The sequence below is a fragment of the Streptomyces sp. Y309 genome, assembly GCF_056712025.1.
Genome location: NZ_CM160048.1, coordinates 8456339 through 8482564, shown reverse-complemented (window position 1 = coordinate 8482564; position 26226 = coordinate 8456339). Strand labels below are relative to the sequence as shown.

Below are 26226 nucleotides of genomic sequence, written 5' to 3'. Positions count from 1 at the left end.
CGACGACCATGCACCGAGGTCAGCGATTCAGGCAAATGCAGTTGCCGGATCAGCAACACACTGCTCCGCCATCAGCAGCGACAGCAGCGCGGCGGGGACGTCGTCCTGGATGGCGTGCCCCGCCCCGTCCACCCACGTCAGCTCGGCCCCGGGGATCCGGTCGTGCAGCCACGCGGCGAACTCCCCCGGCAGCAGCCGGTCCTGCCGCCCCCAGATGATCCGCGTCGGCACCCGCACCTGCCCGAGCAGCGGCTCGTACTCCTCCGTGTCGGCCTGCGCGAGCTGCCGGTACTGCCGGTAGAAGGCAGCCTGCCCGACCGGGCCCCGCCACGGATCGACGTACGCCTCCAGCACGCCCGGCCGGTACCCGGCGTGCGTGGCCCGCCTCAAGTGGCTCTCGACCAGGGCCACATGGGCGTACTCGGGCAGCCGCTCGAAGACGTGCGCGTGCTCGCGGATGAGCTTGAAGTACCCGGTCCCCCAGTCACCGCCGCCCACGGCGTCCACGAGCGTCAGATCCCGGTATCGCGCCCCTTCGAGCAGCAGCGCCCGCAGCGCCACCGCTCCCCCGACGTCATGCGCGACGACGCTCGGCCGACGCTCCGCACCGGCGAGCCCCCAGTGCTCGAGCAGCCGGGCGAAGATCCGCCCCTGGGCGGCGAGTCCCACGTCCTCGGCGTCCCGCCGCTCGGACTGCCCGAAGCCGAGCAGGTCCCAGACGTAGACGGTGCGGGTGCGGGCCAGTGCGGGCGCGATGTCGCGCCACAGATACGAGGAGAACGGCGAGCCGTGCAGCAGGACGACCGGGTCTCCCTGCCCGAACGACGCCCACCGCACCGCCCCGCCGGGTGTCTCGAACGTCTCCTCAAGGTGCCAGTCCATCCGCCGCCTCCTGATCGGGAGTTCTCAAGCCGTCGACGACGAAGTTACCAGTAAAGCCCAATAGCCGGTAACGCATTTCGCTGACCTCGGCACCCGCCGAGACCATGGCGCGCCCACGCTCGTATTGCATTGCCCGTTCCAAAACGGCTACGGTACGGACATGGCCCGACCGCGCACATTCGACGAGGAGCGGGCCCTGGACGCGGCGATGCGCGCCTTCTGGGCGAATGGCTACGAGGCCACCTCGACCCAGGACCTGTGCGAAGCCACCGGACTGGGCCGCAGCAGCATCTACAACACGTTCACCAGCAAGCACGACCTGTTCCGGCGGGCGCTGGCCCGCTACATCGACCTGATGAGCGCGCCCCAGGCGGAAATCCTGGAGGACGCCGAACGCTCCGGACTGGAGCGGATCCGCGCCCTGTTCGCGCGGATCGTCGACACCGAGTTCGAGTACCGCGAGGACGACGGGAGCAGCATCGGCTGCCTCACCGTCAACACCGTCGTGGAACTGGCCCGGCGCGACCCGGAGGCGGCCGCGCTGGTCGAGCGCGACCTCGGCTTCCGGCTCGGCCTCCTGCGCGTCGCCATCGAAGCCGGGCGGCGCGACGGCACGATCACCACCGGGCGGGACACCGACGCCCTCGCCCGGTTCGTCAACGCCACCATCGGCGGCATGCGCGTCTCCGCCCAGGCGGGCGCCGGCCGCGCGGTCCTGGAGTCCATCGCCGACACCGCCCTGGACGCCCTGCGCCCCTGACCCCGCCGGCCCCCGGCAGATCTCGCACGACATCCCCGGCGGGCCACTGACGACCGGCCGGGGCCTCTCGGGCCCACCCATGCCCATATTTTGTACCGCTCAATCCAATACGCGATTCACACCCCTGAGGAGCAGCACCATGCCCCGCGCCGTATACGTCCTGGCCCTAGGCATCTTCGCCATGGTGACCAGCGAGTTCGTCGTCGCCGGACTCATGCCGCAGATGGCCGACGGGCTCGACGCCACGATTCCGGAGATCGGCTATCTGATCACCGCCTTCGCCATGGCGATGGCCTTCGGCGGACCGTTCCTGACGGTCGCGCTGCTGAAACTCCCGCAGAAGCGGGCCCTGATGGTGCTGTTCGCCATCTTCCTCGGCGGCAACGTGCTCGCCGCCCTCGCGCCGGACTACTGGACGATGCTCGTGGCGCGCGTCGTCACCGGCGTCGCCTCGCAGGCCTTCTTCGGCGTGGGCATCTCGCTGGCCAGCCGCCTCACCCGCCCGGAGATACGCGGCCGGGCCGTCGCCGTGGCGCTCAACGGCCTCATGCTCGGCACGCTCCTCGGGCTGCCGCTGGCGACCGTCGTCGGTGAACACCTGGGCTGGCGCGCGGCGTTCTGGGCCATCACCGTGCTGACGGTGCTCGCCGCCGTGGCCACCTTCGTCGGCGTACCGCGCATCGAGCGTGCCGAGGACGCGGCGGGGTCGCTGCGCGAGGAACTCGGCGCCTTCCGCAGCCCCCGGCTGTGGCTCACCCTCACCACCAGCACCTTTGTGATCGGCGCTACGTTCGCGGCGTTCAGCTACCTCAACCCGATCCTCACCGAGATCACCGGCTTCGCCACCGGCACCGTGCCGCTGCTGCTCGTCGCGTACGGCGCGGCCACCCTCATCGGCAACACCGTCGTCGGCCGCCTCGCCGACCGGCACACGCTTCCCGTCCTGGTCACCGGCCTGGTCCTGAACTTCGCGTTCCTGGTCGGCTTCGCGCTCCTCGCCGATCTGCCCGTCGGCGCCGTGGCGATGATGCTGGGCATCGGCCTGGTCGGCGTCACCATGAACCCGGCGATGGTGACCCGTGTGCAGCGCGTGGGCAACACCGGCGCCCTGGTCAACAGCGTCCACTCGTCGTTCATCACGGGCGGCATCATCATCGCCACCTCCGTCGGCGGACCGGCCATCGACGCCTACGGGTTGCGGGCGCCGCTGTGGATCGGCGCCGGGCTCGCGGTGCTCGGACTGCTGTCCCTCGTACCGGACTTGAGGCGGCGCGCGGCGAACGCCGCGGCTCCCGCCGATGCCCCGGCCCCCGTACGGGAACCCGCCGAGGTCGCCTGACCCGAACCGGCGCCGACCCGAACCGACAACGCCAGCCGGCTCGGCCGGACCCGTCGGACTCGCCCTAACCCAGCGCCCCCAGGGGGTCGTCGAGCACCGGCTGCCAGGCCAGCTCGGCGGCCCCCACCAGGCTGTTGTGGTCGAGAGTGCAGGCGAGGATGGGGACGCCGCCGCTGCGGCCCCACAGGCTGCGATCGGCGACGACGGCGCGCAGCCGCTCGGGGTCGGCCTCCAGCAGGGCGCGGTGCAGTCCGCCGAGGATGATCCGGTCCGGGTTGAGGATGTTCACCAGGCCCGCGAGGCCGAGGCCGAGCCGGTCGATCAGGGCTTCGGCCGCCGTGCGCACCGCCGGGTCGGCGTACCGCTCGGCCAGCAGCGTGCGGGCCTGCTGGAGGAGTCCCTCCGGTCCGGGCTCCGCGCCCACCGCGGTCAGGAAGGCCAGCGGGTCCGTCTCCACGTCCAGGCAGCCGCGGCTGCCGCAGTGGCAGGGGCGGCCCTCCGGGTGCACGGTGAGGTGGCCGACTTCGAGGGCGAGGCCCGAACTGCCCGTGTGCAGCCGCCCGTCGAGGACGAGGGCGCCGCCCACACCGCGGTGTCCGGTCGCCACGCACAGCAGGTCCCGCGCCCCGCGCCCGGCGCCGTGCCGGTGCTCGGCCAGCGCCGCGAGGTTCACGTCGTTGCCGGTGAACGCGGGGCCTTCGATGCCCGCGTCGCGTACGCAGTTCGCGAAGATCTCCCGGACCTGCGCGCCCGCCGGCCAGGCCAGGTGCAGCGGGTTGAGGGCGGTGCCCTCCGGCTCGGCGACGGCCGAGGGCACCGCGAGGCCCGCGCCCACACACCGCCTGCCCGTCTCGCGCAGCAGCTGCGCGCCCGCCTCGATGACCGAGCCGAGCACCTGCGCCGGGTCGGCGTCGATGGTCTCGCAGCCGGGTGCGGTGGCGACGATCCGGCCGCCGAGCCCGACGAGGGCCGCGCGGAAACCGTCGGCATGCACCTGCGCCGCCAGCGCGACAGGACCGGTCTCCGCGACGGAGAGCCGGTGCGAGGGCCGCCCCTGGGAGCCCGCGGCCGCGCTCGGCTTGGCGTCGATGCGGATCAGACCGAGCGCCTCCAGCTCAGCGGCGACGGCGCCGGCCGTGGCGCGCGTGACGCCCAATTCGGCGGTGAGGACGGCTCGGGTGGGGGCGCGCCCGGTGTGGACGAGTTCGAGGGCGGGGCCGAGCGCGGTCCGCCCGCGCTCCAGGCGCGTACGCGTGGACAGATGTGCCTCACCCCGGGTGGCAGCCTTCCCGTTCATGAGGGCGAGTCTCCCATGATCCGTACGCCGTCTCGCCGTTCAGCGGTCATCTCGTCTTCCCCTCGTCTCCTCGTTCCCGGCCCTGATGCGGCGCCCGCGTTCGGGCCCGCGGCTTCGTACGAGTCCCGTGGGCACCGCGAGGAAACCGTCTTGTCCACGGCCGGGTTCCCCTCTACGCTGACTTTGTGCCGCTACTAAACAAAACCACATCCGAGGCGTCCGGCGCGAAGTCTTCGCCGATGCGCCACCCACTGACCTGACCGAGGTCTTGAGCCCCTGCGCCACGGGATCTGAACCGAGTCCGCTACACCCTCAAGGATCAGGCGCAGCTGAATGGCAGTGAAGGGCGCCGGCTCCGCCCAGCCGCCGCAGCCCCGTTGCCGTGCTCCGTGCACGAACGGACGGGGTCCACGCACACACCCAGGAGAGACACCCACCCATGCGCTCCGCACCGTCCTCGCCTGCGCCACCTCACAGCGACAGCGTCATGCAGGGCAACAGCGACCTCACCCGGCTCCGCGCCATCCTGACGGTCTTCTTCGCGCTCGACGGCTTCATCTTCGCCGGATGGGTCGTCCGCATCCCCGCCATCAAGGAACAGACCGGCGCCTCGTCCAGCGCCCTCGGACTCGCCCTGCTCGGCGTCTCCGTCGGCGCCGTGATCACGATGATGCTCACCGGACGGCTGTGCCGCGTCTACGGAAACCACCAAGTGACGGTCGTCTGCGGTGTCCTGCTGTCGCTGAGCGTCGCACTGCCGCCGCTGACCCACTCTGCGGTGACGCTCGGTGCGGTGCTGTTGATCTTTGGAGCTGCCTACGGAGGGATAAACGTCGCTTTCAACAGCGCCGCCGTAGACCTCGTGGCCGCCCTGAACCGACCGATCATGCCCAGCTTCCACGCGGCCTTCAGTCTCGGCGGGATGATCGGCGCGGGGTTCGGCGCGCTTATCGCGGGCTCTGTGTCCCCCACCCGCCACCTGCTCGGCCTCACCGTGATCGGCCTGCTCGTCACCGCCGTCGCGGGACGCGCGCTGCTGCGCCAGCAGCCTCCGGCGCCCCCGAGTGAGCGGGGCGACGAAGACAGCACCCCACATCGCCTCACCACCCGAACCCGCGGACTCGTGATCGTCTTCGGCCTGATCGCCCTCTGCACCGCGTACGGCGAGGGGGCACTCGCCGACTGGGGCGCGCTGCACCTCGAGCAGGACCTCAACACCCACCCGGGCGTGGCAGCCGCCGGATACTCGTGCTTCGCGCTCGCCATGACGCTCGGCCGCGCCACCGGCACCGCACTCCTCGAACGGCTCGGCCGGACCCGAACCCTGGTCGCGGGCGGCGTGACTGCCTCCGTCGGCATGCTGCTCGGCGCGCTCGCTCCCTCCGTGTGGGCGGCGCTCCTCGGCTTCGCCGTCACGGGCATCGGGCTCGCCAACATCTTCCCGGTCGCCGTCGAACGCGCCGGCGCCCTGGCCGGACCCAGCGGCGTGGCCATCGCCTCCACGCTCGGCTACACCGGCATGCTCCTCGGCCCGCCCGCCATCGGATTCATGGCGGACTGGTTCACCCTGCCCACGGCGCTCACCAGCGTGGCCCTGCTGGCCGGGGTGGCCGCCGTCATCGGCTTCGCCACCCGCCGGGTTGTCACGTGATTTCGGCACGTGACCACACATCAGGAGACGACAGGAGTTCCCTTTTCGGGGAACCCACAGCGGTCACCTCATCGACGTGCAACTTCAGATAGCCACGATGCAGCACAGCGAGTTGGCCTGTCTCCACATCAGTCAGCCGGCGCTGTCCAACGAGTAGCGCACATCCATCGCTTCCCAGTTGGCCCTGACCTTGCTGTGGGCGTACCGAGCCGGAGTGGTGCAGCTTCTGGCGGACATGGACTGCGGTGACGATGCGTGATTGTTGATGTTCCCCGGCCGGGTGCAGAAATTGCCCGAATACGTCGGTGCGCACTCGATCAGCATGGTCTTGACTCGTGCTCGTCGGTTGGATCCTGGTGCCGCCGCATGGCTCTGCCGCGCGGGTGCTCGCCCGCGGAGGAGGCGGGCGGGCCACCGGAGGGGGCGAAGCGGATTGAGTACTGTTTCCAGGGGGGAATTGGGCCTGGCCTCGACGTATGTGGCACCCTCGAACCGGCTGGAGAGCCTGTTGGCCGAGCTGTGGAGTGCCAAACTCGGTGTTTCGCCGGTCGGCGTCCGGGACGACTTCTTCTCACTTGGCGGTGACTCGCTGCTTGCCGCCGACCTGCTCATGGACATCTATCGTGACCTGGGGGTCGAGGTCGACGCCGCAGCGATCTTCTTGTCCCCGACGATCGCCGAACTGGTAGCGGCGGTGTCCCCGGAGGCCCCCGAAGGGGACCCCGCGTGACGGCCGATCCGCTGCTGGCCGCCGAACAACCCGTCGATCTCGACCGGGTAGATCTGTCTGACCCCGACCTGTACACCGGCGGCGAGCCTCACGCGGTCTGGCGAGCGATGCGGTCGCGCCAGCCGGTCCGCTGGCAACCGGTCCCTGGCAGGAGCGGCTTTTGGGCCGTCACGACGCACGCCGACGCACGCCGGATCCTGTCCGACCACGGCACCTTCACGTCTACCCGTGGCGTGTTCCTCAGTGTGCTCGGCAAGGACGAGCCGGCCGGCAACCAGCAGTTCTCTGCCAGCGACCCGCCCATGCACGGCAGGCTCCGCAAACCCGTACAGCGCGAAATGACGGTCAAGGCGGTACGGCGGCACGAGGAGTCACTGCGCGGGTATGTCGTCGGGCTCCTCGAACGCGGCCTTGATGGAGGGCCCTTCGACTTGGCCGCCGTCACTGCGCCGCTGCCGATGGCGATACTCGGACCGTTTTTCGGCGTCCCCGCCGCGGACTGGCCGCTGGTGTCCCGGCTGGTGACCATGTCGGTCGCCGAGGATGACCCGGAGCACCAACTGCCGGAGGGGGCGGAGGCAACCCTGCAGCGGGCCCACCGCGAACTCTTCGGGTACCTGCTCAACCTGGTCCTCGACCACCGCCGCCATCCCCGTGGCGACCTGGTCGACGTGCTGATGTCGATGACCGCCGACGGAGAGCAGCTCACCGCGGGGTCGGTCGTGGCCAACTGCTACAGCCTGCTGCTGGGCGCCGGCGCCGCGATCCCGCACGTGCCGGGCGCCGCGCTGCAGGAGTTGATCCGCTCCGACGGGTACGCGGACTGGGCGGACCATCCGGAGCTTGTCGACCGTGGTGTGGAGGAGGCCCTGCGTTGGGCGTCGCCTGCCCGGCACTTTCTGCGGTACGCCACCCGAGCCACCCGGGTGGGCGACGCGGAGATCGCCGAGCGTGATGCCGTGGTCGTCTGGATCGGCTCCGCCAACCGTGACGAACGGGTTTTCACCGATCCCTACACCTTCGACATCCGCCGAGACCCAAACCGTCACCTCGCTTTCGGCGACGGGCACCACTACTGCATCGGCGCAGGAATCGCGCGGCTCGCCCTGCGCGTGTTCTTCACCGAGTTGTTCGCGCGATTCTCATCGTTCGAACTTGCCGGCGACGTCGAGTACATCCGCTCGACGTGGCTCGCCGGAACGAAGCGCCTGCCGGTCGTCGGCACGCCCCGCCGCTGACCTGTAGCGCTGCGCCAGAGGTCAGCGGTCGGAGTCAAGGGCCAGCAGGTCCAGTGCTCTGCGGTCGAGCTTGCCATTGGGCTGCCGGGGCAGCTCATCCAGCGTGACGTAGCTGGTCGGAACTGCCACTGCGGGCAGTCGCGCCAACAGGAAAGGGCGCAGCGTGCGGGTGTCCACCGGGTCGCCCTCCGATACGACGAAGGCCACCAGCCGGGATCGGTGGCCGTTTCGCTGCGGCATGCCGACGCCGGCGGCGAGCACGCCCGGGTAGGCGTTCAGCGCCTGCTCGATCTCGGCCGGCTCGATCCGCACACCACCGAGCTTGAGCTGGTCGTCGGCACGGCCGTGGAACCGGAGCAGGCCGTCCGGGCCGAGGCCGGCGAGGTCGCCGGTGCGGTAGGGAGCCGTGCCTGAGGCCACGCCCGGGCCTTCGACCCACAGATGCTTGGGCGTGCCGGGTGGGACGGGCCCGGCATCATCCGGGTCGTGCAAGGACACCGACGTGCCCGGTATCGGGACCCCGATCGGCACGATGTCGGCGTACGCGTCGGCATGTGTGCACCGGTGGACGGTGCTCCACACTGTGCACTCCGTCGGGCCGTACTCGTTGTAGAGGGCGGCCCGCTCCAGGACGGCGAAGTGTCGAGCCACCAGCGCCGGTGGGCATGCCTCGCCCGCGACGACCACGGTGGTCAGACCGGCGAACTCGCCGACCTCGGCCGAGCCGAGCAGCAGCGCGTACAGCGACGGCACCATGAGCAGGTGGGAGGCCGAGTGACGGGCAGCGGCGCGGGCGACGGCGACCAGGTTCGCCGGCCGATCGCTCGGCACAATCAGTCGCCCGCCGCTGGCCAGCGTCCAGAAGATGCCGGCTACTGAACTGTCGAAGGAGATCGACGAGCACAGCAGGAAAGCGTCGACCGGGTCCGGGTAATAGGTCAGGCGCGCGGCGGTGGAGTAGGCCAGCGCCGGGGAGGGCACCGTCACGGCCTTCGGCAGGCCGGTGGTGCCGCTGGTGAAGCAGGTGTAGGCGGTGGGCCCGCGCCATGAGTTGCGGGCCGCTGCGTTGTCGGCGGCCAGCCGGTCGAGGTCGAGGGCTTGCCACGAGCCGGGGATCGCGGCCACACCTGGTCCGAGGAGGACCACCCGCGCGCCGCTGAGGTTGAGCATCGTCCGCTGTCTCTCGGCAGGGAAGGCGGCGTCCACCGGCACGTACCGGGCACCGGCACGCAGCACGGCGATCATGGCGACCACCGCCGAGGTCGACAGCGGGGCATGCACTGCCACCGCGTCGCCGGCCGCGATGCCGTGCCGCCGCAGGCCGGCGGCGATTCGCCCGCTCACCTCGTCGAGCTGCCCATACGTCAGGGAACCGGACCGGTCGATCAGGGCCGTGGCATTCGGCTGACCGTATAGGTGCACCTCGACCAGGTCGAGCACGTTGTCGGGGTGCTCAACCGGCGGCCCGGTGAGAACGGTCGTCATGACCGCACCAGGCCATCGAGCCGTTCGATGTATCGCTGTACCAGCGCCTCCACGACCGCCCGATCGAACAGATCCGAGCGGAACTGGACGGTGCCACGGTACTCACCGTCATCGGCGGTCTCCAGCCAGACCGCCATTCCATTGACCGGGAGCAAGGGCCCCCCGAGTTCGGTTCCGGGCGGCGGTGGCACGGTCCGGTACGACAGCGGGGCACATGACCGCGCAGCCGGTACCTGGACGAGCTCGAACTGGACCGATACCGGCCCGCCAGGCGCGAAAAATCGGGCGGCCTCCGGCAGCCGCGACAGCAGCGCGGCCAGTGGCAGTTCGCGCGCGTACGCGGCGACGAAGGCCGCGTGCACCCGCGCGACCGTGTCGGCGCCGGACGTGCCGGCCAGGTCTACCCGTACCGGCAGCACGTTCCTGAACAGCCCGACGGTCTCCCAGTCGGACCGACTGCGTCCGTGGGTGAGCACCGGCACAATTACCTCGCTCGCCCCGCCCGTGCCGGCCAGCGCGTCCGTGAACGCGGCCAGCAGCAGCATGAACGGCGTGGTACGCGCTGCCCGGCCGGCGGTCTTCAACGCCGCCTCGGTGAACGGCACCGCGAACACGACGTCCCCGGTGCCCTGCACCCCACCCGGCGCCGGACCGGGCAACGACAGGCTCGGCGGGTCAGTCAGGACCTCCCGCCAGTACGCCACCAACCGCTCGTCGAGCGGCTCGCCTGCTCGCCGTTCCGCGCCGGCCGTGCCGTGGGACCCATACGGTGCGCCGTCCGGACGCTGCGAACTGGCGGCTCCGGGCGCAGCAGCGCTGGTGAGACGGTCGGCATAGGTACGCAGGAGGCCGTCGAAGAGCAGTCGCATGGACCAGGGGTCCGCGGCGCTTTGGTGGGCCACCAGTGTCAGGGTCGCGTCCGTCTCGCTGTGCGCGCCGAGAAACGCCCAGAGCAGTGGCACCTCACTGCACGAGTACTGACCGGAGAGAATGGCGTCGGCCAGCCGGTCCGGCGCGGTCTCGACCAGCTCCACCTGCGCGGGCGGCAGGACTCGCCGATACGGCGGAGAGGCATCGGCCACGATGACGGTCCGCAGGGCCTGGTGCCGGACGACGAGATCGTCCAACGCGTCCCGCAGCACACCGACATCAAGCGGACCACCGAGACGGCCACTGCAGACCGAGACAAAGCGCGGCCCGAACACCACGCCCGGCCTGACCTCGTCCACCCATCGCAGGAGCTGCTGAGCAGAGGTCAGCGGCATGGTCGGCAGATCGCGCACAGCCTCACCCCCAGGATCGGGACGGCAGAGGCGCACCGTCCGAGAACTTGCTCGTCGTCAAACGACTTTGCGGAGCTGCCCGGTGCTGTTTCGAGCATTCCGGTTCGACCACACCACACACGCCGGACAGGAGTCAGCTCCTTCAACCTGAGCACGATCTCTTCCACGGCCCGGGACTGTCACCCAACCACCGTGACCACGGCTCGCTTTCGGGCAACGTCACCTACCGCCCGGAGCACCACTGTCGTCACGCACCGTGGCTGCGTCACAAAGCTGAGCCAGAACCTGAGTTTCGATGTCACTCCGGTTCGACGTCGTCTGGGTTGTAGAGCCGGTATCCGGCGGTGCTGCGTTCGGTCTCGGGGAACATGCCCAGAGCCGGACGGTGGGTGCGAGCTGACGGTACACACCTGACAAAGGCGGTGCGGAGAATGTCGGGTGATTGGGATCGGTGTCGCCGCACCATGGGGGCATGGATGACACGACCTTGGTATCCCGCTTCCTCCGCGACGGCTTCGTGAAGTTGGAGGGCGCCGTCGCGCCGCGCGTGGCCGCGGACTGCGCGCGGCTGCTGTGGCGGGAGACGGGCTGCGACCCGGACGATCCGGCGACGTGGACGCAGCCCGTGCACTGGGTGGCCGGCATGGCGCAGGGGCCGTTCGCCGCCGCACCCAACTCCCCCTCCCTGCACCGCGCGTACGACCTGCTCGTCGGCGCGGGACGCTGGGAGCCGCGCTACTCGCTGGGCACGTTCCCACTGCGCTTCCCGCACGAGGAGGAGCCGGACGACGCGGGCTGGCACATCGAGGGGAGCTACCTGCCGGAGGGCGAGAGCTGGTCCTTCACAAATCTGTGCTCCCGGGGCCGGGCGCTGCTGATGCTCTTCCTGTTCAGCGAGGTCGGTGAACAGGACGCCCCGACCCGGATCCGGGTCGGCTCGCACCTCGACGTGCCGAAGGTGCTGGAGAAGTACGGAGAGGACGGGGCGAGCGGGCTGGCCCTTGTGCCCGACCTGGTGACGGCGTCCGCCCACCGGCCACTCGCCCTCGCCACCGGATCCCCGGGCGACGTCTTCCTGTGCCATCCGTTCCTGGTGCACGCGGCGCAACCGCACCATGGGGTGCGGCCGCGCTTCATGGCCCAGCCGCCGCTGATGCCGGCCGCGCCGTACGAACTGGAGCGGGCCGACGGCGCGTACTCACCCGTGGAGATCGCGATCCGTCGAGGCCTGGGGCAGGACACCCCCGGTCCAGACGGGGACGGCACCGTGGCTGCGTCAGTGTCTGCGGTGTTCTGAAACCCTTCGTCACTCGCCCACGACCGGGTACGACCAGCAGGGACACCATGTAGGTGGAACTAGACCGAGCTGAGTTACTGAGCTTGTAGGCGTGGTGTCGTGTACGAACGCAGTCGCTTCACAACTCCGTCACCGTACACACGACCTCCTTCTTCGGCAGGAGATCGTCGAGGTGCGTGCGGTAGATGGACACAAGCTGAACGCCGAGCTTGCTGATCTCTTCGAAATGCTTGACCTGCTGGATCTCCTCAGCCGTACATAGCCTGGTCTTGAGCGGGAGAGGGTTGTCAGCGCCGCCGCACTGATTGACGAGAGTGCCGAGCGGGGCCGCCGCCTGGTTGGCCGATACGGCGCCCTCGGAGGGAGTGACGTTACCGTCGGCCGCGGCCTGCTGGCCGACGTTGGCGCAATTGGTGCCGAACGTCCTGGTGGCCGTCCGGGGCCGGTGCCGCGCGGTTTGGGACCCGGGTTGGACCCAGGCTTGCGTGCGGGCCTTGCTGTAATTGCCGCTGCCGCTACCACTCGGATAGCGAAGAACCAATTTTCCCGCACGGGCGTTGGGCCCCATGCAACAGCAACCTGAGGAGTCTCTTTTGAACCGCACAGCCATGAGCACCACCACACTCGTCGCAATCGCTCTCATGGCCGCAGACGCCGGCACCGCGGCCGCCGACAGCACAGCCACCAACACCACCTCGCACTCACCAGGCGTCCTCAACGCCTACTCCCGCCAGTACCCGATCCACATCCCGGTGAGCGGCTGCGGCATCACCGGCAACGTCGTCGGCCTCCTCAATCCGGCTATCGGCGCAGCCTGCCGGAACGACTGAAGCGCGACTCCCCGCTGGGGCAAGCAGATGATCGGACGTGCCTGTCCGGTTGGTAATCACTGATATCAGCTGGACCGGATCGAGCCGCTGATACCTGCAGAGCCCGGCTCCTCGAAACTGTCGCGGGGAAGTATCGCTGCTGATCGTCTGGCCGGGAGAGTTTGTGGCATCGAGCGATACCGCTCTTTCGAGCAAATCAGATACCGCTACAGTTCGCCAACCCCGCGAACTTCGCCTGATTCGAGTACGCGTGCTCCTCGAACGAGGTGCGGGCACGAACCAGGTCTGGGTAGCTGACAACCAACGACTGGTGCAGGTCTGGCGGTTGGCGGTTGGTCTGCCGGAGCGGTGTCGGTCACGGGCGCCCGCCCGGAAGGGGCCGGTATATGTCGCTGTCATCTGGACGCGTCGCAATCCGTTGCTGTGCGGCCGAGCGCGGGAGCCTCGCCGAGGCCCGGTTCCGGCTCCGGCCGGGGGCGCGGTCGGATCGGCAACCAAGAGGGCGTCCACCAGTTGGCACGGCCCGCCACCGTCATCACCGCAGGCACCAGTAGACCGCGGACCACGGTGGCGTCCAGCAACGCGGCCAGTGCCAGGCTGACGCCGATGAGTTTGAGGAAGGTGAGCTGCGAGGTGGCCAGTGCCGCCATCACGACGGTGAGGATGATCGCAGCCCAGGTGAACAGGGCAGCGGTGCGGTCCACTCCGCGGATCACGGCGGTGGCAGTATCGCCGGTGAGGTCGTATTCCTCCACGATGCGGGACAGCAGGATGACCTCGTAGTCCATGGACACCCCGAAGGCGATGCAGAACACCAGCACCGGCAGGAACGCATCGGTGGTGCCGGTGACCGTGAAGTCGCCCACCAGCCCGCGCAGGTGCCCCTCCTGGAAGACGTACACGATTGCGCCGAAGGTGGCGCACAGACTGAGCGCGTTCAGCAGCAGTGCCTTGACGGCCAGCAGTGGGCGCCGGGTGAAGGCCAGGACGAGCAGGAGGACCACGGCGACGGCCATCCCCAGGGCCAGCGGTGTTCGGTCGGTGACGGGCTGCTGCGCGTCGGCGGCCAGCGCGCCCGGCCCGCCCACCAGCGCGGGCGCCGAGAACGGCACCGCGCGGACCTGCCGGGCCAGCTCGGTGTTCGCCGGACCGTACGGCTCGCCGCGTGCGGCCACCGTCAGGTAAGTCCCGTGCGGCGAGGCGAACCGGGCCGCCTCGGGACCGGCGGGGATGACGTGGCGCCCATGCCGGTAGCCACCGGTGACGGTGTCCACCCGTACTACACCCGGCAGGGCGGACAGCTGGCGGGCGTATCGGTCGAGGGAGGGCGCGGCGGCCTTGGCGTCGAGCCCTCGCAGGACGACGGTGGTCGCTCCCAATCCCGCGTGCGGGAAGTCCTCCTGAACGGTCGCGGTGGCCCGCGCCGCCGGGTGCCCGGCGGGCAGCACCCGGTGATCGCTCACGCCCAGCCGCGCTCCGCCGAACGGCGTGGCCAGCAGCAGGAGCAGCAGGACCGCGGGGAGACCCACCAGCAGCGGATGCCGCACGGTGACCGTGGCGATCCGCCCCCAACAGCCCGGCACCTTGCCGCTCGCCGCCGCGGCGGCCCAGCCTGGTGAGCGGCGGCGCAACGGGGCCAGGAGATCGAGGCGGTTCACCCGGTCGCCCAGCAGTGCCAGCAGCGCCGGCAGCACCACCAGGGCACCCAGGGCAGCCATGGCGGTCACCGTGATGCCACCGTAGGCGGTGGACCGCAGCAGCGCGTGCGGGAACACCAGCAGGGCCGACATTGCCAGCGCCACGGTGGCCGCCGAGAACGCCACCGCTCGGCCGGAGGTGCGCAGCATCGTGCGCAGCGCTGCTGGCCCCGCCGCCCCCTTCGCCCGCTCCTCGCGGTAACGGGCCAGCAGGAACAGGCTGTAGTCGAGCGACAGCCCGAAGGCGAGGGCGAGGGCGATGTTCACCGCGTACGGCGACACGTCCGTGACCCCGGTCAGAACCCGCAGCACGGCCATCGTGCCCAGGACGGCGAACACCCCCACGAGCACGGGCAGCACCGCCGCCACCGCGGAGCCGAACACCACCGCCATCAGCGCCAGGGCGACCGGCAGCGCCACCAGTTCGCTGCGGCGGATATCGCGCTCGGCCTGGCGCGCCACCTCGTCGCGGACCAGCAGGTCCCCGGCCGCCGAGACCCGCAGTGGACCCGCCTGGCCGGTGAGCCGCTCGGCGGCCCGTGCGATGTCATCTGCGGACGTGTGGCTGCTGGGAGCGCCGCCCTTCAGCCAGATCAGCACCAGCGCGCCGCGCCCGTCCCGGGACCGTAGCGCAGCGCGCCCCGTCGGCCAGTAGGACTCCACCCGCCCGACGGAGGGGGCGGCGGCCGCCCGCAGGGTCAGCGCCCGTCCGGCGGACGCGGCCCCCGAGCCGTCGATGCCTCCGTCGGCGCGGGCGAGGAGGACCAGGTCCGGTGCCCTGGCGCCGAAGTCCTGCGCCAGCGCCCTGCCGGCGATCATCGACTCGCTGTCCTGGGGGACGTTGCTCGACGTGGTGACACGATCGGTGACGTCGTGCCCCACAAGCCATGCCAGGGCCATGAAGAGGGTGGCGAGCAGCGCCACCAGGTGACGGTGGCGCGCGGCGAAGGGGAAGGACGGAGTCGTTTCAGAGGGTGCGCCGGGCTGTCGTTCCTTCGCTGTCGGCGCGGATACCGGCGGGCACGGCGGGCTGGGGGGCATGCGCTGTCCTTCGGGTGATGGCTCACCGGGCGGTCCGCGACGAAGGGGCCCTGCACGAACGTCCGGCAGTGGAGTGGTTGTCCTGGCGGCGACGCGTGACGACGGGCGTCACCAGCTGAGCGTCCAGGTGTCCCGGGGCATGGCCCCGAGATAGCGGTACGTGGCCCGCAGAGCGCTGTCGGCGGCTGACTCCTCCAAGGCAGGCGGGCCGCCGGGGATGGTGCCGAGCGAGGTGGGAAAGGGGGCGGTGTCGTTGTACGGGGCCAGGAGCCCGGTGACCTGGCGCAGCGCGCTGGGTGAGGTACCGGCACCCGGGGCGGCTGCCAGCACGCCGGCGACCACGGCGTCGTACAACGCCGGATCGATCAGACGCGGCTGGAGCTTCCGCAGGTCCACGGCCAGTGGGGCGGTGCCCGCCTCCCCCACCAGCTCCAGGGCGATGTCGCACCCGGTGTCCACCACCCGGCTCATCGGCAGCGCGGCCGGACCGGCCGTGATCCAGTACGTCCCGCGGGCGGAGCCGTCCCGTGCCAGCGCTGCCAGAGCCGCGGCGACCACGTCGGTGGGCACCATGTCGATCAGCGTCGTCCCCGCGCAGGGGAGGAAGGGCAGCCGGCCCCACATGGCCATGCCGACCAAGTAGTGGAACGCCTGCAGACGGGCCACGACGCCGGTCCGCGCGTCACCGATGACCGTGGAGATGCGGGCGACGGCGGCCGGCAGGCCGGATTCCGTGACCAGGGTCTCGCCGTCCGCCTTGGACCCGGCGTAGGCACTCGACGTGGCCTCCGGCTCGGTCCGGGTGACGAAGGCGGTGGAGCCGTGCACCAGGCGCGCGCCCGCGTCCTCGACGAAGCGCAGGACATGGCCGGTGCCCCGGACGTTCACGCGGTGCAGACTGCGCGCCGTCGCACTGAAGTTCACCAGCGCGGCGCAGTGCACCACCACGTCTGTCGTGGCTGCCAGGTCGCGGTAGTCGTTGAGGGAGAGCCCGAGCCACGGGCGCGTGATGTCACCGCGCACCACCTCCCCGGAGACGGGCCTGCGGTGGGCCAGGGCGATGACTCGTCCGCCACCCGGCAGGCCGGACAGATGGCGCAGCAAGGCGGAGCCGACGACGCCTGAGGCGCCGGTCACCAGGATCACCGGTGATGTGGTCATGAGGCTCCCTCCGTCCGGGAAACGGGACGGACCGGGCAGGTGGCGCGGCCCTCGCGGTCGCGGACCCGGATGTGCTCCCCGTCCACGGTGACCTCCAGGGGGTAGGCGGTGTCGGACGAGGTGCCGGAGTGGACAGGGATACGGGCCCACCGCAGGTCCTCGTCCACGGTGATCCGGCACGGGTGCGTGGCGGTACGGCGTGCCACGTGCTCCTTCGCTGCGATCACGGGCGCGCGGTCTCGTACCGGCATCCCGGCGGGCAGGCCGTAGACGGCAGCCACCGTGCCCGGGAGGAAGTCCAGTTGGCGCAGCACGCCAGGACGCAGCACGGTCACTCCGCCGTCGCCGGTGCCTTCCTGCTCGTGGTCGGACAGCAGCAGGTCAGGGATGTATCGGCGGTCGCGGAGGAAGGCGCGGCGGGTGGGCGCGGGCACGGCGAGCAGGCCGCCGACCGCGACGAGCACCAGCACGAGCCGGGCGCCGAGCAGGACGCGGTCACCGGTGCACAGTTGGAGGTCCACCGCAGGTAGTTGCGGATCACCGGAGTGGAAGCCCGCGAACCGTGCCTCGACGTCGACCCGGCCGCTGTCCGGCAGGGGGGCGTAGGAGTGCAGGGACGCGAGCGCGTGCGGATACGTCACCTGCTCCGGGCCGATGCCCGGCGACCACGCCCTCATGCGGGTGTGTGGGATGACGTGGGTGGCGGCGTCCAGCAGGCCCTGGTGGAAGAGCCCGCGTGGCACGTCACCCCGCCCGGCATCCAGCGTCCCGGAGGCACCGCCGTCACCGGTGCGGGACGAGCTCAGGTACTGGAAGCGGGGGCCGTGGAAGCAGTCGCCGCTCTCGTACGGATCGGGGGCCGGGCGGGTGTCCGGCAGCGGCGGGAAGCGGCTCGGGGGCCGCTGCGCGTCGAAGACGGCCGTGGCGGAGGCTACGGGAGCGAAACGCGCCAGCTTCGCGACTCGGGGCCGCAGCCATGCGGACAGTGTCACCCTGGGGCGGTCGGTCGGCCCTTCGCAGGTGAGCCGGAGGGCGGTCGGGCCGGGCAACGGCAGCCACCGTTGCAGTTCCAGGTCACGCAGCCCGGTGGGGAGACGCCCGCTGTAGTGACCGGCCGCGCGTGCGAGCAGGTCGGCCGTCGACATCAGGGGAAGGGCAGGGACCGTCCAGGTGGGGCAGTGGTCGGTCACCCAGTGGTCACCGGCATCCGGGTCGAGGACGACCTCGAACACGTCCTGCCCGGGTGGCGCGGCCGGTGCCGGCGGCCGAGGCCGCGAGGTGGTCGGGGCACGCAGGGCGGCCAGCCGTTCACCGGCCAGCGCTTGCAACCGCAGGAACCGCTCGTGCAGGACGGTCGCCCGGTGGTGCTGTGCGGTGAGGAACGCGGCCGGCCCGGGAAGCGGGGAGTCCGGCGCCAAGTGGCGCACGGCGGCGGATGCGGATGCGGCGTCGTACGCAGCAAAGGGACCGCCCATGTGCGGCTGCTCAGGAGGGCGGGGCATCACTTCCGGTTCATCGGGCAGCGGTGGCATGGGCACCTCCCCACACTCCGCGATAGATCTCCGCGGCCGGCCCAGCGGCGAGCAGTACCTGAGGACCCGACGCCTCGGTGGCGAGTTCGGCAGCGAAGGCGCGGGCGCCGGCCTCCACGGGCAGGACGGGCACGCCGCCCATGCGGAAGTCCTCCGCCAGCTCCCGGGACACCATGCCGCCGTCCCAGGGCCCCCAGACCAGCGACCGCAGCCAGGCATCCGGGCGCCTGGCCCGCTGCGCGGCGACGACGTGGTTCAGGGTCTCGTTGGCCATCGCATAGTCACTTTGGGCAGCGTTGCCGAACGTGCCCGCGAGCGAGGAGAAGACACACAGCAGTCGCAGCGGATCGTCCCGGGTCGCGTCCAGCAGAGCCGCCAGCCCCTCCGCCTTCGCACCGAACACCGCGTCGAAGTCGGCGGTCGTCTTCTCCCGGATCCGCCGGTCCGCCAGCACCCCCGCACCGTGCACCAGTCCGGTGACCGGCCCCCAGTCCGCGCGCACCTCCTCCAGTGCGGCCCGCAGGCGGTCCCGGTCCCGTACGTCCGCCTGGAAGTAACGGGCCTGTGACCCGGTTTCCCGCAGGGCGGCGAGGACGGCGTCCACCCGGTCGATGTGCGGGCCGTCCACCGGCGAGCGGCCCAGCAGGATGAACCGTGCGGGCAGGGTACGGCCCAGGGCGGTCAGCGCCGCGGCGGTGATGCCGCGCGCACCGCCGGTCGCCACGATCACCGGCAGCGTGCCCACCTCGGGCATCCGGCCCGTCGGTGCTCCCGCACGGCCAGCCGATCCGGACACGTTGGCCGTTCCTGTCGTTCCGGCGTCGGCGTAGGCCGGTTCCCGGCGCACTCCGTCGGCGGCGAGACCGACGTTCAGCGCCTCCCCGCCGGTCAGCAGCTCCTGCACGACGGCCTCGGCGACCTCGGCCGGGGAGCTGCCGCAGGCGCAGTCGATCGCCTTCACGGACGCCCGCGGCCACTCTGCCCTGGCTGTACGGGCGAGTGCGGCCAGGCCGCCGAGCCAGGCCCGCCGCTCATCACAGGTATCGGAGGCGCCGAGTCCAAAATATCCCCCGGTGTCCTGCACGGTGACGAAGAGGCCGCCGCGTTCCTCCATGCCGGGCGCGACCGCGTGCGCAGCCCGCAGTGCCTCACCCTGCCGGGCCACGGCGTCCCCAACGGTGTCCGGCCGTGCCAGACCGCCGAGCAGCACCACCCCGGCCGCGTCCGCCGGTACGGACGGGCGGCTCTCGGCAGCCACACCGCGCTCCCGCAGCAGGCGCACGACCTCGTCCGCGACTCCGGCGCCGTCATCCGTCATCCGTCACCACGACGGTGCCGTCCCACAGGCCAGCCATCGGTGCGCCGGGTGCGGGCGCCTCCCGCATCACCGGAACCTGCCGGTACACGGTGTCCCCCTCCGGTCGGCGTGCGCCCGTGAACCGGAGTTCGCCGACCTCTGCGCCGCCGCCGATGCTGGTGTCGCCGGCGGCCGGTGAGGAGACGCGCGCGACGAGCTCGCGCAACTCATCGGCCATCTCCCCGACCGTTCTCATGGTCGCCATCTGCATAACGGCCGACCGGTCGAGGTTCTCCAGGGCGGGGAACATCGGGCGCAGCGCCGCAAGGATCTGCACCCTGGTGATCGAGTCCAGGCCGAGGTCGGCCTCCAACTCCATGTGGGGCGCGAGCATATCGGTGGGGTAGCCGGTCTTCTCCGACACCACCGACAGCACCAGGGCCTCCATCTCCGCCGCGGCCATGCCGCTCGGAGCCACCTCGCGCTGGGCGGGCAGGTCCATCGTGCTGGCTGCAGGCGGCTGCTGCACGGGGTCGCCCGCCGCGCCTGGCCGGTTCTCTTCCACCGCCGACACGGGCGAGGGCAGCGGCACGATGGCGGGTCCAGGTGCATCGGCGACGCCGCCGTGCGGTTCGGTGGGTGGTTGCATGGTCAGTTCCGACCATGGCGCACCAGAACCGGAGGCCAGGGCCTCCACCGACTTCTCGGCCAGCCGGAGATAAGTGGCGTGGGCCTCGGCGGTCTGCCGTTGCACCTCCAGCAGTGCCTGGACGATGTCCGTGCCGGGACCGGCGGCGGCCGGGGGCAACGGCATGGCCGGTGCGAGGCCGCCGGAAACGTAGGGCGCCGACGCCTCGTACGCCTCCACGGCGGGCACGTCGTACGGCGCCAGTTCCGGTGCCTCGTGCGGCGTCCGGTCCGGCGCTACGACGGGCGCCGCGACAGTTGCCGCGATCTGAACGTCACCGGGCGTCCCGTCCGGCGTGACGGCCGGGGCTTTGTCCGACGGGTACCGTCGGCCGTGGTTGCCGCCGCTGATGGTCATGGGCATCGAGGGGCCCGACGTCCGTACGGGGGCCGCGGCGTGCGGGGGCGCGTGATGCTCCCAGAGCCCGTCCGGCCGCAGCGGCACGCCGAGGACGGCCAGGCGCGCCAGCGCCTCGTGCAGCCCGGTCACTCCGTTGCGCCCGGTCGGCTCGCAGGCGATCGCGTGGTGTGGCGCGTCCGCGAGGATCTCGTTGATCAGACCGGTGAGCACTTGGCCGGACCCGACCTCGACGAAGGTCCGTACCCCGTCCTCGTACATCGCCCTGACCGTGTCGGTGAAGCGGACCGGCGAGGCCACCTGACGGGCGACCGCCTCGCGGATCCGGTCCGGTCGGAGGGGGTAGGGCGCGGCGTCCGTGGTGCCGTACACATCGAGCAGGGGAGCCCGGACGGTCCGGCCCTCCAGGAACCGTTCCAGCGGCTCGGCGGCCGGGGCCACCAGTGGGCTGTGGAAGGCGGTGGCCGTCTCCAGCGGGCGGACGGCCAGGCCCGCGGCAGCGCAGCGTTCCGCGGCCCGGGCCGTCCCGGCCTCGGAACCGGACAGCACCACCTGCCCCGGTGCGTTGTCGGCGCTGATCCACACTTCCTCGACGGCGCTGTCCTCGCCGAGGAACTCGGCGACCCGCTCCGCCGGGGCGTCAACGGCCAGCATGGCGCAGGGCGTGCTGCAGGAGTCGCGCAGCAGTTCGCCGCGTCGGCGGGCCAGCCGCAGCAGGGTGTCGGCATCCCACACCCGTGCCGTGTGCAACGCGGTGAGTTCCCCGAAGCTGTGGCCCGCGACGCAGTCCGGCCGTACGCCCACGGCGTCCAAGACTGCCAGCAGGGCGAGGCCATGCGCGGCCAGCGCGGGCTGGGCCCATTCGGTGCGCGTCAGCAGCGCGCGCTGCCGCCGACGACCTTCCTCACCAGGCGTGGGTGGGGGGAACACGACCTCGGTGAGAGGACGTTCGCCCAGCTCCAACATGGCGGCGCGCTGCCACACCCGCTGCGCGGCCGCGAAGTGCAGGGCCAGGTCCGTGCCCATGCCCGGGCGCTGGGTGCCCTGCCCGGGGAAGACGAAGGCGATGGGGCCGCAGGCCCGGGGGCCGGTGCGGTAGTGGATGCCGGGAGCCTGGAACGGTGTGTCCGGCTGCCGTTCGACCTGTGTGCTCGCCCGGCGCAGCAGTGCGGCGAGTTCCGTGGCGTCGGCCGCAACGACCGCCAGTCGGCAGTCCGCGGCGGCGTCGAACTCGTCTTGTGTCCGCCGGGCGAGCGTGGTCACCCCGGACAGCGCGTCGGGCTCCTTTTCCGCCGCCTCGGCAACCTCGCGGCACCGGGCCAGCAGAGCGCCGGTGGAGGAGGCGGACAGCGGTACTAGTTCGGACGGCCGGGCCGCACAGCGGGGGCCGGCCGGGCGGTCCCTCGCTCCGGTGTACTCCTCCAGAGTGATGTGGAAGTTGGAGCCGCCGAAGCCGAAGCTGGACACCGAGGCCCGCCGGGGGCGGTCGGCGGTGTGCATCCAGGGCCGGGCCGTGGTGCTGAGGTAGAACGGGCTGCTGTCCAGGCCCAGTGCCGGATCAGGGGGGTCGGCCTTGATCGTGGGCGGAAGTACGCGGTGGTGCAGGGCGAGGGCCGCCTTGATCACTCCGGCGGCGCCCGCGGCGCCCGTGGTGTGACCGATCTGGGACTTCACCGAGCCGAGCGCGCACCACTGCCGGTCGGTGCGGCCGGAAGCGGTGAACACCTCCCGGAGGGCGGCCACCTCGGCGGCGTCGCCTGCCGCCGTACCGGTGCCGTGCGCCTCGACCAAGTCCACCGTCTCCGGGCCGTAGCCAGCGGCGGCGTAGGCCCGGCGCATCGCCCGTGCCTGGCCGTCGGCCAGCGGTGCGTAGATGGCGGTGCCACTGCCGTCCGAGGACGCTCCGATGCCGCGGATCACCGCGTAGATCCGGTTGCCGTCCCGCTCGGCGTCGGCCAGTCGCCGCAGAGCCAGCAGTGCCACGCCCTCGCCCAGCAGGGTGCCGTCGGCACCCTCGGCGAACGGCCGGCACTCACCAGTGCGCGACAGGGCCAAGGCTTTACTGAAGGCGATGTAGGTCATTGGGTCGTTGAGCGTGTCCACGCCCCCGGTGATGACCAGGTCGGAGCGGCCGAGCACCAGGTCGTCGACGGCGACGGACAGGGACGCCAGAGAGGTGGCGCAGGCCGCGTCCACCGTGAAGTTCGCGCCGTGCAGGTCGAAGACGTTGGCGACGCGCCCGGCGACCACGCTGCCCAGCAGGCCCGGGAAGGTCGCCGCCTGCCAGGGAACGCAGTGGCTCGCGATCCGGTCACAGATCGCCCGGGTCCGCTCTTCCGGGATGCCGTGCTCGCGCAGCACCTTGTGCCATGTAGGACGGCCGATGCGCATGCTCATCTCGCCCATGAGCTGGATGGCCACGGATCCCAGGTAGACACTGACCCGTTCCCGGTCCGGGCTCCCGGGGCGTGCGGAGGTGAGGTCGTCGAGCAGCCGCCGGGTGGCGACGAGGGCCAGCAACTGGGCAGTGTCGGTGGCCTCGACCGCGCTGGGGCGCAGTCCGAACTCGACCGGGTCGAACTCAACCGGCGGCAGGAAGGCGCCGCGCTTGCAATAGGTCTTGTCCTCCGCCGCCGGGTCGGGGTCGTAGAAGTCCTCCACCCGCCACCGGTCGGCCGGTACCTCGGTCATCAGGTCACGGCCTTCGATGATGGTGCGCCAGTAACCGTCGAGCTCCCGGGCTCCGGGCATGATCGTGCTCATGCCCACGATGGCGACCGGTTCCGTGGGGGCCGACCGAGTCGGCCGGGTGTCGGTCATGCTGTGATACCTCCGGAAGGGGCAAAGAGACGTCGGGCGCTTCTGGCGAAGGGGCGCCGACTGCCGAGGCGTTGGTGATGCGGGGCCGGGAGCCGGGTCAGCGCAAGGGCCGCGGCCGGTAGGCGTATGCCTCGGGGGGAAGGACGAGCCCGTGGCAGCGCAACTGGTGCAGACGGGTGAGAACGGCGGCGCCCTGCATCAAATTCAGCGCGATCTGGGTGACTGTGCGGTTCCGTGGCTCGGCCAAGAAGCTTCCCTCGGCCCACCGGTTGAACGCACCCGCCGCAGGAGAGCACCACACCTGGTAGTCCGCCCGCCGGCCGGGCTCCCCTGCCACGGCCCACCGGCTGGAGGAACCCAGGTACCACTGGAAGAGCAGCGCCATCCGGTGTTTGGGGTCCGCGTCGGCCCGATCCAGCTCCGATGGGTCGCGTCCCGTCCAATACGCCCGCGTCCATGACCACACCTCCTCCAGGCGCGCCCCGAACACCTCGTGCTCCAGCGCCTCGCGCAGGCCCGCCGGAACGGCCTCCAGCGACGGGTGTGCCCGGTAGACGCGCTCCAGCCGAGCGGCTCGGCAGGCGAACAGCGTGCCCCGCCGCAGCACCTGCACCTGGGCGCCCAGCTCGAACATGTCCGCCGCAGGCGCCATCGCCGTGTCGGTCACCTCGGCTCCAGCGAGCATCGACTTGGTGTCGTCGCTGACACGGGCCTCGACCGCCATCTGGTTCACCGTCCCGGTCACCACGTATGCCGCACCAAGCGCGAACGCCGCGGCGACCGCGGCGGGATCCCCGAGACCGCCGGCCGCGCCCACCCGTACCGGTCGGCCCAGGCGGTGCTTCGCGGCCAGTCGGTCCCGCAGGGCCACAACCACCGGGAGCAGCGCTGTCAGCGGCCGGTTGTCGGTATGCCCGCCGCTGTCCGCCTCGACCGTGATGTCCTCGGCGACCGGCACGTGGGCGGCCAGCCGAGCCTCCTCCTCGGTAAGTCGCCCGTCTGCCACGAGCTGCCGCAGCACCTCGGCGGGCGCGGGCAGTAAGAACCGCTCGGCCGTCTCCGGTCGGCTCACCTTGGCGAACACCGCCCTGGGACGGACGATGCGGCCCTGTCGGTCCAAGCGCAGCCCGCTGGCCGCGCAGCGCACGACCGCCGGGGTGAGGTCGAGGTACGCCGATGCCGACACTCGGGGAACACCGGCCCGTACCAGCACATCGGCGACCCGCTCCTCCAGGGCGGGGTCGCCGGGCGTGTGCAGCAGGTTCACTCCCCAGGGGCTTCGCTCCGGCAGCCGCGTGCCCAGTTCGCGCAGCGCGTTCTCGACTTCATGAGGCTGCAGTCCGCCGGCACCGAAGAAGGCCAGCATCTCGGCTCCTGCCATCGCCGTGACCAGCGCAGTCCCTGAGATGCCGCGAGCCATCTCCCCGGCCACGTACGGGAAGCGCACCCCGTGCGTCCGGGTGAACGAGCGGTCGCCCAGCCATTCCGGATACAGCGCGGGCAGCAGCCCAGCCACGGCCAGGCCGCTTGCGGAAGAGGGCTCCGGCAGTCGAGCGTCGGCCAGCCCCAGCCGCCCGTCACCGCGCCGGGCGACCAGCCGCACCGGCACGGTCACCTGCCGCGCCAGAGCCAGGAGGGCTTCGCCGTCGAAGGCCGCGCCGTGGTCGCCGGGCGGCCTCCGGGCGATGGGGTGCGCGGCACCCGGGAATTCCGCGGTTCCCTTGAGCACCGAAATGTCCGTCAAAGCTGGCCGACTGCCGATCAGAACGGCCCGAAGAACCAATTGCCGGGCGCAGCCGGATCCTCACCCACCACGAAATCCGTAACCAATTTCAGACATTCGGCGTAGCTGAGGGTCCCCTTTCCCTCCGGAGCCAGTTTCAGCCAGACCGCCTCTGCCTCCTCAAGGGAGAGGTTCATGACTTCTGTCCCCAGCCAGAGCGCATCCTCCTTGTGGAGTTCTCCATCCGCGTCCTGGTCGGCGAGCGCGAATACAACATTGACAATGAGGCCGACCATGCGGATGATCCGGTCTGGATTGTCTCCCAAACGGCACGCGAAATCATAAGCGAACTTGTCGCGATCACACAGCGGGTCTTCTCCCGGGCCGTCCTGCTCGAATTGGTACCACAGCCGCCGGATGGTCTCTCCGAGCTGCGCCCCGCGCTCCCCGACCCTTCCCCGGGCGGCCAGCTCGGCGTACCGATTGTGGAGGCGTCCGGTCGTGATGTAGTTGATCTTGCCGGTGCGGTCTGCGTCCAACACCTCAAACAGGCGGAACAGCTTACGGCGGCGGAGGTCGGACATCGCTGCCAGCGTGTCGCGGATGGCGGTCTCCTCGGAGGGGCCTGCCGCGGCAGCGTCCTGGACGACGTCCTGGACGCCCTCGGTGTAGGACATGACGTGCGGACCTCTTCTCCCGTCGATAAGGCCGGTCCCCATAAACAAGCATGGCCGAAGCGCTACCTCCGGAAAACATGCCGCATTCCGCGGAAGCTTTGCCTGTAATTTACGGTCGGACAATCCGTACAGTGTTATTAATCGGTCGGGCGTACGGAATACCCATCGACCTTTCCCGGGTTTCATGGAATTACACGAAGACACTCTGACCCGTGCAGTGCAGGCCCTTTCCAGCATAGGTCATCTAGGCCAGCAGGAGAGGATCAAAAAGACTGGCGCGGTCGGCATTCCTGGATGCGTGGTCTTGTGCGATCTTCGGCACTTCTTCACTTCGGACTCCTTCAGGATCTACCGGCCCTCTGCATGGATCCCGGGCCAGGAGTCGTCCGCAACGAGTCCAAAACCTTCAGGGAAGCCCTCCAAGACCCTGACGTCGGACTT

The 26226-nt window shown here is 71.0% G+C and carries 20 protein-coding genes; 7 read left to right on the top strand and 13 right to left on the bottom strand.

Annotation, left to right across the window (positions count from 1 at the left end):
* Positions 1-27: 27 nt before the first annotated feature.
* Complete coding sequence (locus AC0KTA_RS35650) at positions 28-882, bottom strand: alpha/beta fold hydrolase (protein WP_481052319.1); 855 nt, start codon at positions 880-882, stop codon at positions 28-30.
* Positions 883-1042: 160 nt separating this feature from the next.
* Between AC0KTA_RS35650 and AC0KTA_RS35645 the strand changes: the two genes are divergently transcribed.
* Together AC0KTA_RS35645 and AC0KTA_RS35640 are read left to right on the top strand one after the other, a co-directional pair.
* Positions 1043-1642, top strand: coding sequence for a TetR/AcrR family transcriptional regulator (locus AC0KTA_RS35645; protein WP_481052318.1), 600 nt, complete (start codon positions 1043-1045; stop codon positions 1640-1642).
* A gap of 139 nt (positions 1643-1781) precedes the next feature.
* Positions 1782-2981 (top strand): MFS transporter, encoded by a 1200-nt coding sequence (locus tag AC0KTA_RS35640; protein ID WP_481052317.1) that lies wholly within the window; start codon positions 1782-1784, stop codon positions 2979-2981.
* 64 nt (positions 2982-3045) lie between these two features.
* On the opposite strand, the gene AC0KTA_RS35635 is transcribed toward AC0KTA_RS35640, so the two are convergent.
* Positions 3046-4278 (bottom strand): ROK family protein, encoded by a 1233-nt coding sequence (locus AC0KTA_RS35635; RefSeq protein ID WP_481052316.1) that lies wholly within the window; start codon positions 4276-4278, stop codon positions 3046-3048.
* Positions 4279-4765: 487 nt separating this feature from the next.
* Between AC0KTA_RS35635 and AC0KTA_RS35630 the strand changes: the two genes are divergently transcribed.
* Entirely contained in the window at positions 4766-5929 is a 1164-nt protein-coding gene (locus tag AC0KTA_RS35630; RefSeq protein WP_481056679.1) for an MFS transporter, read from the top strand.
* Here the strand turns inward: AC0KTA_RS35630 and AC0KTA_RS35625 are convergent.
* The gene (locus tag AC0KTA_RS35625; RefSeq protein WP_481052315.1) at positions 5922-6242 is read right to left on the bottom strand and encodes a hypothetical protein; all 321 of its coding nucleotides are present in this window, start codon (positions 6240-6242) and stop codon (positions 5922-5924) included. The genes AC0KTA_RS35630 and AC0KTA_RS35625 overlap by 8 nt on opposite strands.
* Positions 6243-6437: 195 nt before the next feature.
* On the opposite strand from AC0KTA_RS35625, the gene AC0KTA_RS35620 reads away from it, so the two are divergent.
* Positions 6438-6659 (top strand): phosphopantetheine-binding protein, encoded by a 222-nt coding sequence (locus tag AC0KTA_RS35620; RefSeq protein ID WP_481052314.1) that lies wholly within the window; start codon positions 6438-6440, stop codon positions 6657-6659.
* Entirely contained in the window at positions 6656-7897 is a 1242-nt protein-coding gene (locus AC0KTA_RS35615; RefSeq protein WP_481052313.1) for a cytochrome P450, read from the top strand. Before AC0KTA_RS35620 ends, AC0KTA_RS35615 begins: the two co-directional genes overlap by 4 nt.
* A 21-nt stretch (positions 7898-7918) precedes the next feature.
* Here the strand turns inward: AC0KTA_RS35615 and AC0KTA_RS35610 are convergent, their stop codons facing one another.
* Together AC0KTA_RS35610 and AC0KTA_RS35605 are read right to left on the bottom strand one after the other, a co-directional pair.
* Positions 7919-9382 (bottom strand): amino acid adenylation domain-containing protein, encoded by a 1464-nt coding sequence (locus AC0KTA_RS35610; protein ID WP_481052312.1) that lies wholly within the window; start codon positions 9380-9382, stop codon positions 7919-7921.
* Positions 9379-10665 carry a condensation domain-containing protein gene (locus tag AC0KTA_RS35605; protein WP_481052311.1) on the bottom strand — a complete coding sequence of 429 codons (1287 nt, stop codon included), beginning with the start codon at positions 10663-10665 and terminating at the stop codon, positions 9379-9381. The genes AC0KTA_RS35610 and AC0KTA_RS35605 overlap by 4 nt, the downstream gene beginning before the upstream one ends.
* A 472-nt stretch (positions 10666-11137) precedes the next feature.
* Here AC0KTA_RS35605 and AC0KTA_RS35600 point away from each other — a divergent pair, with 472 nt between their 5' ends.
* Positions 11138-11962, top strand: coding sequence for a phytanoyl-CoA dioxygenase family protein (locus AC0KTA_RS35600; protein ID WP_481052310.1), 825 nt, complete (start codon positions 11138-11140; stop codon positions 11960-11962).
* A 118-nt stretch (positions 11963-12080) separates the two neighbouring features.
* Here the strand turns inward: AC0KTA_RS35600 and AC0KTA_RS35595 are convergent, their stop codons facing one another.
* Positions 12081-12530 (bottom strand): hypothetical protein, encoded by a 450-nt coding sequence (locus tag AC0KTA_RS35595; protein ID WP_481052309.1) that lies wholly within the window; start codon positions 12528-12530, stop codon positions 12081-12083.
* Positions 12531-12603: 73 nt separating this feature from the next.
* On the opposite strand from AC0KTA_RS35595, the gene AC0KTA_RS35590 reads away from it, so the two are divergent.
* Positions 12604-12792, top strand: coding sequence for a chaplin (locus AC0KTA_RS35590; RefSeq protein WP_481052308.1), 189 nt, complete (start codon positions 12604-12606; stop codon positions 12790-12792).
* A gap of 395 nt (positions 12793-13187) precedes the next feature.
* On the opposite strand, the gene AC0KTA_RS35585 is transcribed toward AC0KTA_RS35590, so the two are convergent.
* The 7 genes from AC0KTA_RS35585 to AC0KTA_RS35555 all read right to left on the bottom strand — a co-directional run bounded on the left by AC0KTA_RS35585 (position 13188) and on the right by AC0KTA_RS35555 (position 25785).
* Entirely contained in the window at positions 13188-15413 is a 2226-nt protein-coding gene (locus AC0KTA_RS35585) for an MMPL family transporter (RefSeq protein ID WP_481052307.1), read from the bottom strand.
* A gap of 225 nt (positions 15414-15638) precedes the next feature.
* The gene (locus AC0KTA_RS35580; protein WP_481052306.1) at positions 15639-16691 is read right to left on the bottom strand and encodes an SDR family oxidoreductase; all 1053 of its coding nucleotides are present in this window, start codon (positions 16689-16691) and stop codon (positions 15639-15641) included.
* Positions 16688-18223, bottom strand: a complete 1536-nt coding sequence (locus tag AC0KTA_RS35575) for a hotdog family protein (RefSeq protein ID WP_481052305.1) — start codon at positions 18221-18223, stop codon at positions 16688-16690. The genes AC0KTA_RS35580 and AC0KTA_RS35575 overlap by 4 nt, the downstream gene beginning before the upstream one ends.
* On the bottom strand, positions 18204-19541 hold the full coding sequence (locus AC0KTA_RS35570) for an SDR family NAD(P)-dependent oxidoreductase (RefSeq protein ID WP_481052304.1): 1338 nt from the start codon (positions 19539-19541) through the stop codon (positions 18204-18206). Before AC0KTA_RS35570 ends, AC0KTA_RS35575 begins: the two co-directional genes overlap by 20 nt.
* A complete protein-coding gene (locus tag AC0KTA_RS35565; protein WP_481052303.1) occupies positions 19531-23385 on the bottom strand; it encodes a type I polyketide synthase in 3855 nt (1284 codons plus the stop codon). Before AC0KTA_RS35565 ends, AC0KTA_RS35570 begins: the two co-directional genes overlap by 11 nt.
* Positions 23386-23482: 97 nt before the next feature.
* Positions 23483-25114: a PfaD family polyunsaturated fatty acid/polyketide biosynthesis protein gene (locus AC0KTA_RS35560; RefSeq protein WP_481052302.1), complete on the bottom strand. Its 1632-nt coding sequence runs from the start codon at positions 25112-25114 to the stop codon at positions 23483-23485.
* A 32-nt stretch (positions 25115-25146) separates the two neighbouring features.
* Positions 25147-25785: an EF-hand domain-containing protein gene (locus AC0KTA_RS35555; protein ID WP_481052301.1), complete on the bottom strand. Its 639-nt coding sequence runs from the start codon at positions 25783-25785 to the stop codon at positions 25147-25149.
* Between the last annotated feature and the right edge of the window lie 441 nt (positions 25786-26226).